The 13,802-nt window shown below is 40.8% G+C and carries 12 protein-coding genes and 1 tRNA gene; 5 read left to right on the top strand and 8 right to left on the bottom strand.

What is annotated here, in order from left to right; all coding sequences use genetic code 11:
• Window positions 1-83: 83 nt before the first annotated feature.
• Both AC1XUO_RS08065 and AC1XUO_RS08060 read right to left on the bottom strand, forming a co-directional pair.
• Window positions 84-1,586 carry an LptF/LptG family permease gene (locus AC1XUO_RS08065; protein WP_483329257.1) on the bottom strand — a complete coding sequence of 501 codons (1,503 nt, stop codon included), beginning with the start codon at window positions 1,584-1,586 and terminating at the stop codon, window positions 84-86.
• Window positions 1,586-1,978, bottom strand: a complete 393-nt coding sequence (locus AC1XUO_RS08060; RefSeq protein ID WP_235152771.1) for an START-like domain-containing protein — start codon at window positions 1,976-1,978, stop codon at window positions 1,586-1,588. Before AC1XUO_RS08060 ends, AC1XUO_RS08065 begins: the two co-directional genes overlap by 1 nt.
• A gap of 199 nt (window positions 1,979-2,177) precedes the next feature.
• Between AC1XUO_RS08060 and AC1XUO_RS08055 the strand changes: the two genes are divergently transcribed.
• The 3 genes from AC1XUO_RS08055 to AC1XUO_RS08045 all read left to right on the top strand — a co-directional run bounded on the left by AC1XUO_RS08055 (window position 2,178) and on the right by AC1XUO_RS08045 (window position 5,049).
• Window positions 2,178-2,251 (top strand) — tRNA-Met (locus tag AC1XUO_RS08055).
• Window positions 2,252-2,438: 187 nt separating this feature from the next.
• The gene (locus AC1XUO_RS08050; protein WP_483329256.1) at window positions 2,439-4,217 is read left to right on the top strand and encodes an ABC transporter ATP-binding protein; all 1,779 of its coding nucleotides are present in this window, start codon (window positions 2,439-2,441) and stop codon (window positions 4,215-4,217) included.
• A 118-nt stretch (window positions 4,218-4,335) separates the two neighbouring features.
• The gene (locus AC1XUO_RS08045; RefSeq protein WP_483329255.1) at window positions 4,336-5,049 is read left to right on the top strand and encodes a 2OG-Fe(II) oxygenase; all 714 of its coding nucleotides are present in this window, start codon (window positions 4,336-4,338) and stop codon (window positions 5,047-5,049) included.
• A 42-nt stretch (window positions 5,050-5,091) separates the two neighbouring features.
• Here AC1XUO_RS08045 and holA read toward each other — a convergent pair whose 3' ends face one another.
• Both holA and AC1XUO_RS08035 read right to left on the bottom strand, forming a co-directional pair.
• The gene (gene holA / locus AC1XUO_RS08040; protein WP_483329254.1) at window positions 5,092-6,111 is read right to left on the bottom strand and encodes a DNA polymerase III subunit delta; all 1,020 of its coding nucleotides are present in this window, start codon (window positions 6,109-6,111) and stop codon (window positions 5,092-5,094) included.
• Window positions 6,112-6,155: 44 nt separating this feature from the next.
• Entirely contained in the window at window positions 6,156-6,758 is a 603-nt protein-coding gene (locus AC1XUO_RS08035; protein WP_483329253.1) for an acyl carrier protein phosphodiesterase, read from the bottom strand.
• A gap of 99 nt (window positions 6,759-6,857) precedes the next feature.
• Between AC1XUO_RS08035 and AC1XUO_RS08030 the strand changes: the two genes are divergently transcribed.
• Window positions 6,858-7,370, top strand: a complete 513-nt coding sequence (locus AC1XUO_RS08030; protein ID WP_483329252.1) for an FKBP-type peptidyl-prolyl cis-trans isomerase — start codon at window positions 6,858-6,860, stop codon at window positions 7,368-7,370.
• Between the two features lie 227 nt (window positions 7,371-7,597).
• Here AC1XUO_RS08030 and AC1XUO_RS08025 read toward each other — a convergent pair whose 3' ends face one another.
• Window positions 7,598-8,071 carry a deoxycytidylate deaminase gene (locus AC1XUO_RS08025; protein ID WP_483329251.1) on the bottom strand — a complete coding sequence of 158 codons (474 nt, stop codon included), beginning with the start codon at window positions 8,069-8,071 and terminating at the stop codon, window positions 7,598-7,600.
• Between the two features lie 43 nt (window positions 8,072-8,114).
• Between AC1XUO_RS08025 and AC1XUO_RS08020 the strand changes: the two genes are divergently transcribed.
• Window positions 8,115-9,230, top strand: coding sequence for a DUF922 domain-containing protein (locus tag AC1XUO_RS08020; protein ID WP_483329250.1), 1,116 nt, complete (start codon window positions 8,115-8,117; stop codon window positions 9,228-9,230).
• On the opposite strand, the gene AC1XUO_RS08015 is transcribed toward AC1XUO_RS08020, so the two are convergent.
• From AC1XUO_RS08015 to AC1XUO_RS08005, 3 genes are read right to left on the bottom strand one after another with little or no spacing between them, the layout of a single operon-like run.
• On the bottom strand, window positions 9,219-11,303 hold the full coding sequence (locus AC1XUO_RS08015) for a ComEC/Rec2 family competence protein (RefSeq protein ID WP_483329249.1): 2,085 nt from the start codon (window positions 11,301-11,303) through the stop codon (window positions 9,219-9,221). The two genes, AC1XUO_RS08020 and AC1XUO_RS08015, sit on opposite strands and share 12 nt — an antisense overlap.
• Before the next feature lie 9 nt (window positions 11,304-11,312).
• Window positions 11,313-12,647 (bottom strand): M43 family zinc metalloprotease, encoded by a 1,335-nt coding sequence (locus tag AC1XUO_RS08010; RefSeq protein ID WP_483329248.1) that lies wholly within the window; start codon window positions 12,645-12,647, stop codon window positions 11,313-11,315.
• Window positions 12,628-13,575 (bottom strand): PhoH family protein, encoded by a 948-nt coding sequence (locus AC1XUO_RS08005; protein ID WP_235152760.1) that lies wholly within the window; start codon window positions 13,573-13,575, stop codon window positions 12,628-12,630. The genes AC1XUO_RS08010 and AC1XUO_RS08005 overlap by 20 nt, the downstream gene beginning before the upstream one ends.
• Window positions 13,576-13,802: the final 227 nt, after the last annotated feature.

The raw sequence follows: 13,802 nt of genomic DNA, 5'->3' as shown, positions 1-13,802 counted from the left end.
AATATGTGATAGATTTACAGCACTATACTGCAAACAAGGTCGCAAAAGTACAAATTCTTTTACTATAAAGAAAATATAATTTACTATGAATTGATAAGCCGCGATTTTCCAAATCTACTCGCCAGGAAAGATTTAATTCTTTTAATACGCATTTGATAAACGTCCTTATCGAAAAGCCGTGAGTCACTTCGGGCCCGGTCAATGAAATAAGCTCCTGCCAGAAATAGCACCGTATTTGCCAGCCAGGCTCCAACCGGAACACTTAACATACCTTCCTTAACCCATTTATCACCCTGATTGATGAGGACGTAAAGCAAGATAAAAAATAGAACAGAGACCAAAACAGGCACTCCAAACCCACCTTTTTTGATAATCGCTCCTAGTGGTGCGCCGATCAAAAACATTACGAGACAGGATATCGCATTGGTATATTTATGATGTTTTTCCAATTCATATTTACTGGCTTCCTTCAATTTCGACTGCAAATAATCTGCATTAGACTTGACGTAACTCTGCATACTCGACGCAGAACTTTTCGCATTTGTCAATATCTCTGTTTTCAAACTGTCTTTAATTGGCTTGGCCAATAGAGAGTCGATCCATTTTCCAGGTTTTAAGGTCTTGTCAGTTCCTTGTTTGTAGTTATAGGAAAAATATTGCTGACTGTTCGGCAAGAGATTTTTCTTCGTCTCGTCATAAGAAGTCTTGATAGAATCAGCCGTGTGGTTCAGATCATTAATATTTTTCATAAACTCATGATATTTGAACTGCCCCTCGTCCGTACGTTTCATACCGAAAGACGACAAACTTTCAACGAGTTTGTAATGATCAAAAACATTTCTTGTAAACTTTGTACTTGGCGGCGGAGCACCGGGACCGCCCGTAGCTATGGGTGAAATGTATGCTCTTCCGCTCCCCTCTGTCTCCTCATTGTACATTGTCCCGTTATACAACTCGATCACCAGATTTGAATTCTCGTTGATCGTGTACATTTTACCAGAATCGGCCAGGATAATCTGTGTGTTTCCACGCTCGTATGACCTGTTATCATGTTTATAGATCACCATACCTTTCATCGACTGCGCATCAGCCATTTTCTTGTCAACCTTGATACTGTAACCAGGAAGGTCATTATAGAAAATCCCTTCCTTGATTTTCAAAGTTGCCTTGGTGGTTTTTATATCATAGAGCAGACTATATCCTTTCAGATTTGCCCAGGGCGAGACCCTGTCATTAAAATAAAAAGAAAAGATGCTGATCCCTACGGCGACGATGAATAGCGGAGCCATCGCCCTGACAACTGAAATACCGGCACTTTTGAGTGCCGTCAATTCGAAAAACTCTCCGAGGTTACCAAAAGCCATCAATGATGACAACAACATGGCAAGCGGAAGGGCGGTCGGGACAGTAATGAGACTGAAGAAAAAGAACAGGCGGGAGTAATCCCAGATACCCAGATCTTTTGACACAAAATCATCAATATAAAAAATCATGATCTTCATCAAAAATATGAAAACCACAACTGACATGGTTACTATAAATGGTCCCCAAAAGGACTTTAGTATAAGCTTATCCAGCTTTTTCATCAACTCCCTACAATTTCTTTAAGATTATCCATAAACCCATTCCACAACGATATTAGTTCAGCCTCATCTCTGTTCGCCGAATAATCTGTCACTCTTAAAAAGGTTGTTTGCGTCAATTCACTCACTTCCAGCTTGATTTCCAGATGGTTATTATCCAGGTCATCGTCGCTCGTATTTTCGAATTCAAATTTCACCCCTTTATTTATTCGCAACCCCGTCTGTCTGGCTATGTGACTATCTCCATCCCATTGAAAATCGAACCTTTGATTTGGCATGACGATCACCTTCTCCGCAAACCACTGTTCCAGGCCAGATGGCGTGGATATGTACGGAAATAACACTTTTGGGGATGATCGTAACTCAAATTCAGTCGTAAACTTAAATTTTTCCATCGGGACTGGGTTTATTGGTTCTTCCATTCTACTAAGGTTAACCTGCTGATCTTAAAAGTTGTAATATAACATAAAACGTTAATAAAAATGAAAAACGTACATTTTTGTTTTTTTACAATTTAGTTTTTTTCATTCAAAATACCAAAAACAGTTGCATTGTAAATTTCTTTAACATACTTTTGCACCACAATAACGGTACGGCGGGGTAGCTCAGATGGTTAGAGCGTAGGATTCATAACCCTAAGGTCGGCAGTTCGATTCTGCTCCCCGCTACGAAAAAAAGGCATCCAAAAGGATGCCTTTTTTATTTTGCATCTTTCATACCATTTGAATTTAATATTTCTATCTGCTCCACCAATTCCATAATCCTCTATTCTATCTGCGGAAAACAGAATTAAATTTACCATCTTTAGGTTAATACAACGATCAGCACCAAATACTACCGTCATTTCACCACGACATGAAATTATTACTACAATATCTTAGCCGATATAAAGGCCTCATTTTTCTTGCATTGATCTTAGCGGCCATTAACCAGATCTTCTCTTTACTGAATCCTTACATCCTTGGAAATGTTTTGATAGATCCGTTTGCGAATAAGGCGAAATATTTCCGCGACAATGGTTTGAACGACGAGTTTTTCAAAGGTATCACAATTGGCCTACTGATGATCATAGGAGCTGCTATGGTTTCCAGAATCGCAAAAGCGTTCCAGGATTATGTCGTCAATGTGGTTATCCAAAAATTCGGGGCGGACCTTTATACCGATGGGTTACGACATGCGTTGCGTTTGCCCTATCAGGATTTCGAAGATCAACGTAGTGGAGAAACCTTATCAGTTTTACAAAAAGTACGGGCCGATTGCGAAAAATTCATCACCAGTTTTGTAAACGTGTTGTTCGCAACGTTAGTCGGAATTGTCTTTGTAACCATAGTAGCTTTTAAACTTAGCCCAATGCTTCCGGTTATCTATCTGGTTGGTTCGGTTGTGCTGGCTTTGCTTACCAGTATTCTAAGCCGGAAGATTAAAGAGGTACAAAAAAATATTGTCAAAGAAACGACAGCGCTGGCGGGTTCTACAACGGAATCTTTACGAAATATTGAACTTGTAAAAAGTCTCGGCCTAACCCAACAGGAAATTCGCCGGCTTAATTTAACAACTTTTAAGATTCTGAAACTGGAATTAAAAAAAGTTAAAAGTATCCGCTCCATCAGTTTCATCCAGGGAACGTTCGTCAATTTCTTACAGCAATGTATCATGTTCTCGCTGCTGTTTTTTGTATTTCATGATCAGATCACGGTCGGTCAAATGATGATGATGCAATTTTATTCATTTTTTATTTTCACGCCTTTACAGGAGCTTGGAAATGTGATTTTATCTTACCGCGAAGCAGAAGCGTCTTTGATAAATCTTGAAAAATTATTAAGCAGGCCAATCGAAAGAAAACCTGCGCATCCGGAACGAATTGACGCTGTTGAGACATTACGTTTTGAAAAAGTCCACTTCCAGCATCAGACAGCGAGGAGACCGGCGCTGGATGAAATTTCTTTCAACGTTAAACGAGGAGAAACCATCGCTTTTGTAGGACCTTCAGGATCAGGAAAAACGACGCTTGTAAAATTGCTGGTTGGATTATATCATCCAAATACCGGAAGTATATACTATAACGATCACAGCGACAGTAGTATAGATTTTGATGAATTAAGACATCAGATCGGTTTTGTCACGCAGGACACACAGCTTTTTTCAGGAACGATCAAAGAAAATCTTTTATTCGTAAATCCTGCTGCTACGGATGAAATGATCAAAGAAGTACTTAAAAAGGCGGCGTGTTATAACCTCTTGTTACGTGCAGAAAATGGAATTGATACTGTGATAGGAGAAGGCGGTTTGAAATTATCCGGAGGTGAACGCCAGCGTTTATCAATTGCCCGGGCGCTTTTACGAAACCCTCATTTGATGATTTTTGACGAAGCAACTTCCGCCCTTGATTCTCTGACGGAAGAAGAAATATCGAACACGATCCGCAACATCACGAGCCAGCGCCAGCACATTACGGTTATGATAGCACACAGACTTTCCACGATTATGTATGCGGACCGAATTTATGTTTTGGAAAAAGGCAATATCATTGAAACCGGAAGCCATAATGCGCTTCTTGAAGAAAAAGGCCTTTATTATGCCATGTGGAGACAACAAATAGGTGAGCGAAAAGACGTTCACGTATTGGAGTCCTGATCGAAATTGTGAATTATTTGAAAACCTGAATTATGTTGACGCCAACTCAGCAAGATTCAGGTTTTTTCAATTTGAGGGGCGGGATACTTTTGTTGTACCAAAAAGTAATCCTTCAACTATGAACACAATCTCTGAAATTATCGAATCCATCGATTGGGAAAAAATTACGGAAAATATGAACAGCAGTGGATTTGCGGTTCTAAAAAATGTCGTAAATCCGGAGCAATGTGCGTCGCTAATTAACCAATACCAAAACCAGGCATTATATCGCAAAACAATCGTCATGGAACGCTACCGATTCGGCTTGGGTGAGTATAAATATTTTCAATATCCGTTACCTGAACTGATTCAGCAGGTTAGACAATTGGTATATCCAAAACTCGTTCCGATTGCCAATAACTGGATGAACGTGTTGAACATTAATAAAACTTTCCCAAAGTCACTCGAAGAACTTCACGGATTATGCCGTGAGTATGGACAGACAAAACCTACCGTACTTGTGCTGAAATATGGTCAGGGCGGTCATAATACTTTACATCAGGATTTATACGGAGAAATATTCTTTCCTATTCAGCTTGTGATCTTTCTGAATGAGGCTGATGAAGATTATCATGGAGGCGAATTTGTTTTAGTCCAACAAACACCCCGCTCACAATCCAAAGCGATTGTTTTAAAACCAAAAAAGGGCGACATACTTTTGTTCACAACCAATTTCCGGCCGGCGAAAGGCAGCAGAGGATATTATCGGGTCAATATGAAACACGGCGTGAGCGAAGTCCTTTCAGGAGAAAGGTATACGCTGGGAATCATTTTTCATGACGCACAAAGCTAAATGGTAATATACGAGGCATTTATTCAGTGCCTCGTATATTACTTAATGAACGATTTTAAAAACCAGTTCCTTCAACAGTTCTCCTTCTGGTATACTCACGCCATCCAGACCCTTTAAACGACTGTCTGTTTCACGTAAATAGTGAATCACATGTGCAACCTTCGGCAAAGGGTAATTTCTGGCTGCCAGCGAATAATCTTTAACAAAAAAAGGATTTACACCCAATGCCGCAGCCAAGCCTTTTTCAGACTTATCCTGACTGGCATGTACTAACAGGACCTTTGAGAAAAAACCGAAAAGAATGATCAAAATCGGGGCAAGCGGATTGTCCTTCGCGTTGGCAGAAAAATGCGTGGCAATTTTATTTGCCTTGATGACGTCACGCATCAAAAGCGCTTTTTGAAATTCAAAAACATTATACTCCTTACTGATTCCAACAAAACGCTCCACCACCTCGGCATCGATTCCCTGATCAACACGGAGGTTCACCATAATTTTCCTGATCTCATTGGTAAGCCTTTTCAAATCGTTACCAATATTGTCGACCATCATCTGTACCGCCTTCGGACTTATTTTCATCCCTTCCGATTGACAGTAAGAAGCAACCCAATCCGGCAATTTATTGTCATACATTTTTTTTGATTGTATGACATGACCATGCGTATTGAAAGCTTTCACGAAAGTTTTCCGTTCGTCAGCATTTGCGTGAAAACAGAACACAAGAACGGTACTGTGCAGCGGGTTTTGGGCATAGTCTTCAAGACGCGCCTGTTGTTCTTTTTGATCAATACCGCCGAGTTTATTGGCATCTTTGACAATCACAAGCTGCCGTTCTGCCATAAATGGGTAACGTCTTGCATAACTCAGCACGCCGGCAACATCGGTATCTTTACCGTAAAGCACAAACTGGTTAAATCCCTTTTCTGATTCGGATACAACACGTTCTTCAAGGGCATCAGCAATAACATCAATGTAAAAGGGTTCGTCACCGTGTAGGAAATATACCGGTTTAAACTTCTTAGCTTTAATTTCTTTAAGGGCAGCGTCAGGCGTTTGAGCCATTTTTTATTCTAAATTTTAATATATACTAACTTTTACAGCATTACCTAAGCCCTGGTTTCAACAATAAACCTGGCTGATTCTGCTTGCAGCAACGGAAAAAAAAGATCGAATTTGGCATGATAAAATTCTTCGTTTCTTTCTAAATCTTCGTCCGCCATATTTAATACGTCCAGAAAATCAGCCCTTCCCGACAACCGTCCGAATGTCAGTTTAATTCCTTCCAGTGTTTCATAGGTATTAAGCCAATCCTGTTTGATCATCGTCCGCACCATGGATTTCATATTTGCCGGAATCAACGGATCATTTTTTCGGACCACATCATACATTCTGGCGCTGTATGCTGCAAGAGTCTCATTGCAAAATTGATCAAAATATTTGGCTAAAAAATAATCAAAGTAAATATCAATTGCGATTCCTGCCGTTTTTCCCAAGACTTCCGCAGCCTTATGTTTTGCCACTCTGACGATTGGGTGCTCATCCGTAAACATGTCAATATGCCTATGCAATTTTACTCCGAGCAAAAAATCGTTGCTCCAGCCGATTATCTTCTCGCCGGTCAACCTGCCTTTTATAAAATCTCCGACATAGTTTCCGATAATGACCTCCTCATTGTCTCCTGAAAGCAATAAATGCGCTAAAAAATTCATAAAAAAAGACATTTTGGCAAAATTCCCGTACGTTTGTTTTTCCTAATCCAACGTGGAACAATTATTTTACAACAACCAATATTTTAACCAAACAAGCAAATGAAAGTCGAAAAGAATAATGTCGTAGCACTTATATATAGTCTTAGAATACCCGACAATGACGGTGAAATGGATATTGTAGAAGTAGTAACGGAAGAAGATCCGATGTATTTTATCCAGGGAATCAGCGGACTTCCTGAGGGCTTCGAAGAAAAGATTGAAGGACTTGCTCAGGGTGATACTTTTGACTTCGTTGTCTCGCCAGAGGAAGGTTACGGAGAATTTGACCCTGAGGCAATTGTCGAATTACCAAAGGCTGTTTTTGCAATGGAAGGTGTTGACCAGGAAGAACTTCTTGAGATCGGTAATATTGTTCCGATGACAAACGAAGATGGCGAGCGTATGCACGGCCAGGTTGTTGAAGTGAAAGAAGAAGTGGTTGTCATGAACTTCAACCATCCGCTTGCGGGAAAAGAAATGCATTTCCAGGGCTCTATTCTATCGATTCGCCCTGCGACGGATGAAGAAATCAGTCATGGACACGTACATGGCGAGGGTGGACATCACCATTGATAATGATTAAGGGTTAATGATTAATTGTTAATGGTTAAGGATTAATGGTTAATGGTTAATGGTTACTGGTTAATGGTTAATGGTTAATTCACAAACAGTTGGCGCAGTTGACATCACCACTGATAATGGATTAGCTGGCGAAGACTCAATGCCAGTTAATCCATTAAATCATTAAAAATTAACCCTTAATCATTAATAATTAACCATTAACAATTAATAATTAAACATTATTTCCCGTATTGTTCAACTTCTACGCCGAAAGTTCTTAAAAACTCTACGCCTTCTTCTCTTCCAATACCCTTGTAAGCTGCATAGGAATGCAGGAAAATTACTTTACTTATTTTCATCGTATAAATAACTCTTGCGCAGGCAATACAAGGGGCTAATGTTACAAAAAGTGTAGCTCCTTCAATGTTGGATCCGTTTTTAACGGCAAAAAGAATCGCATTCTGTTCAGCGTGAAGCGCCAGGGAACAACTTCCTTTTGCATCTCTCGGACATCCAACTTCCGGAAACTCCTCATCGCAATTATGCGTTCCTGCCGGCGGCCCGTTATAACCTATTGAAATAATCCGCGTGTCCTTTGTCAGTACCGCACCGACCTGCGCTTTGATGCAATGAGAGCGTTTTGCAAGATTTATTGCAAGCTCCATAAAAATATCATCAAATTCCGGCCGGTTTTTCGTTGTTAGTGAACTCATTCGATTCTTTAAAACATAAATTACCTGCAAACTTAGAAAAAGCATGAATTGGATTCAATATAGATTAACAAATAAGAGCGGGACAAAAGGCCTGATTTGCTTATTTATTTTTCTGAACCTGGTTTCTTTTGCTCAAATTACTCCTGAGATTATAACGCTCGGAAGAGAACCGTCGTCCATGATCCGGGCGAACAAGTTTTTTGTGCAGGATGTAGAGGACAAGCGCAAGATAAAGGGTAATGTTTTTGGAAAAGTTATTTCCCTTGGAAAGGAGAAACCGGCCGCATTAGCCAACCCGATTGAAAAGGAGCTGGCTTCCTATTGGTCCTACAATGCGCCTAAAAGAAATGCTGAACTTTTGCCGCTTTACATTACGATTAAAGACTTCCAGATTAATGAGAAGCGGCTTGGCCCAAACCGCGTTTCCGGAGATATTAAGCTGGAAGTGACATTCCGGTGGTATAGAAATATGGTGCCGGTCGAACTTACAAACTACCAGACTTCTGCGACCTATACCCGTCCCGAAAAAGAGTATGATCATCAAAAATTGATACGGCAAATGCTTGATCAGGCATTGACCCATTTTCAAAAGTGGATGGGCTCAAATAATGGCAAAAATCCAGCGCTGGCGAAAAATCTGAAAATCGTTTTCAATGAAGTAACCGCTCAGGATAAGGCTGATACCGTTTTTTACAGTGTTAAAAGGCCACTGGTATGGTCAGATTTTCAGGGACAAAAGAGCAGGCCAGGCAGCAGATTTGCCGCCGCCGTATTTACATCTTTTGCCTACGAAGGCCACTCCTATCCAAAAGACAACGATCTTATTCTTCAAATTGACCTGAAAATATTTATGGTAAAAAGTATGTCCTGGGGGCTGCCGGAAGCAAAAAATGCGGGTACATTAAGACATGAACAACTTCATTTTGACATCACGAGAGTTGTCGTTGAGCGTTTTAAGAAACGGCTCGAATCAGGAGAATTGACTATCGAAGATTATGACAGTGAAATTCAATACCAATTCCTTGAGGCTTTCAGAGAGATGAACAGGGAGCAGGAAGCGTACGACGCCGCAACTGGCCACGGGCTAAACGCCACGGCGCAGGCGGAGTGGGAACGAAAAATCAGTAAAGAAATCCTGGATATTTATTCAAGGCAATAAAAACGCGCCCTGCGTTTGAAGGTCGTGAACAAGGATATGATTTGCTTTAAGCGTGGTATGCCAGCGTTCTGCTGTCCGCTTTTTCACCTCCCCGCTTATTAAAAAAGTAGTATTTAAATTTACATCAATCTCTGAAATCTTCGGGTATTTTGATGAATTATGGAGAACGTAATCAATGGAAGTTTTGGTCGGAAAATAACCACCAAGATATATCAAGTGGCTTTTCCAGGAAAGTAGTTTTCCATCACCAACCTTCATTGAAACCAAACTTTCAGTTTTCACAGAATCTGCCAAAAATATCGTCTCTAAAACACCTTCACTGATACCGTAATTTTTGATATAAAAATCATAAGCGCTGGTGTCCACGCGAAAGGCCTCATCCGAAAAAACAAACAATTTATCACCTTCTTTGAGGCTGACGACGGAATGGTTAGGAACGGAATGAACTATGCCTTTATAACTGATGTAATTTTGAGAACTTTGTGAGGTTGAATAAAAAACAAACAATATTACAAGGCCCGACAGGTATTTCAACCCTTGAAATTCCCTCGATTCGTAAGCATACCAGGCCAATAACATCAGAACATAAAGCAGGACAACTTCGAACCTATCAAGATAAAGATTTCCGATCAGATAACCAGGCAGGTTTTTCGGAACCGAGGCGGAAATATTCGTTAGCAGTGCGAAAACATAAACTATCCATCCTACGGTCGCTTTTAACCAGACAAACGGACCCAGGCTGACAAAAAGCAAAACCAATGCGGCAGGCAGGAGCGCATTCGTACACGTAATCACAAAGGGATTGACAAGCCAAAAATAAAATGGGAACTGGTGAAAATAGAATAGGCTTAAAGGGAAAGTGGCGAGCTGCGCAGCAAATGAAAGTGCAGTAATTTGCCAGATATATTTCCAAAACCAACTGACCGGTATCCATAATGATTCTATTGGTCTGAAGAACAGGAAAATTCCGGACATCGCGAGATACGAAAGCTGAAATCCCAGATCAAAAATTGCCTGTGGATCAAATAACAAAATGATCAGGGCAGATATGGCAAGCGTGTTCATGGAATTGTGCTTTCGGGCAAAAACTTCTGCAACAACAAAAACGATACACATGAGCGTAGCTCTTTGAACCGAAGGTGGCAGGCCGGTGACCACTGCATAAAAGCCGAGAAGGAGCATTATTGTAGCCAGGTAAAGGTACTTTCCGCCTTTTAAACGCTTCATCCAACCTAACAAATAGCTGAGCACAAAAAATATAATTGCGACGTGCATACCCGAAACAGAAAGAATATGGACGGTTCCCGAAGTGGTATAGTCGTCAACCTGGTCCGAACGCAAATCATCTCGCCTGCCAAGTAACATGGCTTTAACTAATCCATACGATTTATCATCTGTCAGGTTCTCACGAAACTGCCTGTCCGACCATTGAGAAATTCGTTGAGCCCATGAATTTATATGCTGACTTCCAGATAATTTAATAACCTGATATGAATTTTCCGGCAGATAATCCGTCCAGACAATTCCCTTATTCCACAAATAACGCCGGTAATCAAACTCTCCCGGATTCATTGGCGGTTTTGGATTTTCCAGATTTCCCCTCACCACAATCTGATCGCCTGCAGAAGGAATTTGTGAAGCATCCTGCGGAATACTCAGATAGGCTTTAACATCAGATTTGATCCACTTTCCGTCAACGCGAATCTTTTCAATCACCGCATCGACCCGGATGGATTTCGCCCTTTTTTCCGGAATATTCCGGACGGTTACCAGATAAAAATCATATTTATTTTTTGTCAGGAAATCGATGTTACGATATAGATTTTCATGGCGCAACGTCAGTGACAGAAATCCTGACAGAAGCAATACTATGTTAAGTAAAACGCCAAATACCAGGTACTTTTTTTCACTATAAAACCAAAAAGAAACGGCTGTGACCAAAAAGATCACAGCCGTTTGTATTGTGCTATTGAAATACCAACTCACCGAAGGATTCTTTAAGATCCAGTCGCCAAGTAAAATACCGATTGAAAAAGTCAGAATTAATCCAACAAAAGGTACCCGTGAGAGCATACTTTTTTGTCATTTAATTACAAACCTCTTTGTGACGGTTTCTTTGTCTGTGGTCACTTTAAAAAAATATAATCCTGTATGTAATTTATTGATATCGAGTGTAACACGTCTGCTCCAGACATCCGTGTACGTCTGGGTTTCAAGGCGATTTCCTTTGATATCATAAATGGAAAGGGAAAAATTTTGAAAATCGGCAAAGCGGACATTTGCACTCACTTCTTCACTAGCCGGGTTTGGAAAGACTTCCAATGCGAGGTTTTCGGAAGGTTCCAGCCTGCCTTCTATCGCCGATTCGATCATTTTTTTCCTCCGTGGACTCAGCTCCAATACCGCCTTCATCCGCGCTAACTGGCCAGCAGTAAAAATGTTCATACAGGAATCAGGCGAATAATCCATATAATTCTCAATCATATTACGCGTCGGAAATCCGGAGCAATTTGAATACTTATCGACACAAACGGAAGTCTGGTTTCTGCTCTCTGCCGGCGGTGTATCGTCGCAGAAATCATCGCCACAAAATGCATCTCCCCATATATGAATCAAACCAAGCCAGTGCCCTACTTCATGCGTTGTCGTTCTGCCGAGATTATAAATTTCACTTGTATTAACTGTCGCATCCCTACCAAAAAACCTGAAATCGATAATGACTCCGTCGGTTCGCTCGTACTTCTCATTTTTTGTATTCAGCCCATTAATTCCCTCAACCGACGGAAACTGAGAGATCCCAAGATAGGAATCGAGCAGCCGGCATACCCAAATATTTAAATATTTATCTGACGGCCAGTAAGCAATGTCAGATAAAAGCTGATCGTCGGTTATCGGGTTAAACAAGTCTCTCGCAAGATATTGGGTTCTTGTGATACCAGTAGTACTTTTTCCATTTTCGTCGTACTCGGCGAGGTAAAATTCAATGCCGGTATCCACGCCAACGGGATCTGAGTTAAACCCTCTGGTATTGACCTTTCTCCTGTAATCTTCATTCAAAACCTCAATCTGACTTCTTATCTGCTCGTTTGTAATATTTGGATTATTCAGGCCGCCGATCATGCCGTCCCGCCGGTTATGCACGATATGCACGACAACAGGAATTCTTATCACTTCATTTGTAGCACCAACCCTAAGTACTGAACGGTTATTATTCAAATACTCCTGAATGGCATTTTCTGTATTAATCCGATCCCGATATAAACCAGGGCTTTTTTTCTCTTTGTAAATTTCCCTTTCATGTGTCACGCAGCGTATCAGAAGTGAATCCGCTATTTGCGCAAAAACGCTCCCGGGTACATTAAGTCCCAGGAGCGCTATAAATAAAAAGGCGTGACGATTAAATCTCCGATTTTTCATAAGCAGCCAGAATATCCCTGACCAAGCGGTGGCGTACAACGTCCGAACCATCCAATTCTACAAAACTAATACCCTTTATGCCTTTCAAAACGGCAAGCGAGTCAATCAAACCTGATTTCAGGTTTTTCGGAAGATCTATCTGCGACTTATCCCCGGTGATGATTGCCTTTGAACTCGGCCCCATCCGGGTAAGAAACATTTTCATTTGCATCGGCGTGGTATTCTGCGCCTCGTCTAGTAAGATGAAAGCATTGTTAAGCGTTCTACCGCGCATATAGGCAAGCGGAGCAATTTCGATGACACGTGTTTCCAGATAAAGCTTTAACTTTTCCGGCGCGATCATGTCGTCCAGCGCGTCGTAAATTGGCCTTAAATAGGGATCTATTTTTTCTTTCAAATCACCCGGCAAAAACCCAAGGTTCTCTCCCGCCTCAACCGCCGGACGCGTGATAATTATTTTGCGTACTTCTTTATTTTTCAAAGCCCGAACCGCGATGGCCACCGCGGTATATGTTTTTCCAGTTCCCGCAGGCCCAACCGCAAACACAAGATCAAACTTAGCTGCCGCCTCAACCAACAATTTCTGGTTAGCTGTTTTTGCTTTAACGACCAGCCCTTTGTTTCCGTAAATGATCACATCGGCGTCATCCTCAGCATTCTGGACAGCTGGCCTGGAAATGCCGTTCAAATAAACTTTAACATTTTCGCTTGTGACCTTACCATATTTCAGGTAATGCGCAACCAGCGATTCAAGTATGTCGGTGATACGCATAATTTCAGGTGCAGTGCCCTGAATCCGGATTTCATTCCCGCGGGAGATAATTTTGCTTTTTGGAAAAGCAGCGGATACTTCTTTAATATTGGAATTATGAGTGCCCAAAAAATCGACCATTGAGACGTCTTCGAGCGTGATAATTTTTTCTAGCAAATGAATGATCGTTTAGTGTTTAAGGAATTACTCTAAAATTTAGTAATAATAACCAAGATTTATTCTAAAATAATACACAAATTAAAAATTCCATACCAATACTAACGATGTAAAATAAATATATTTTGATCAACTCTTTCATAATCAGCGGAACATGATATTTTTAATAAATTAAAAAAAATAGTTGTCGCAAGTTTCTTTTCTGACAAGCCCGTTATGTTTAATTT

The sequence above is a fragment of the Dyadobacter sp. HNCC25DJ186 genome (genome assembly GCF_056895235.1).
This window is presented reverse-complemented; position numbering and strand designations above follow the sequence as displayed.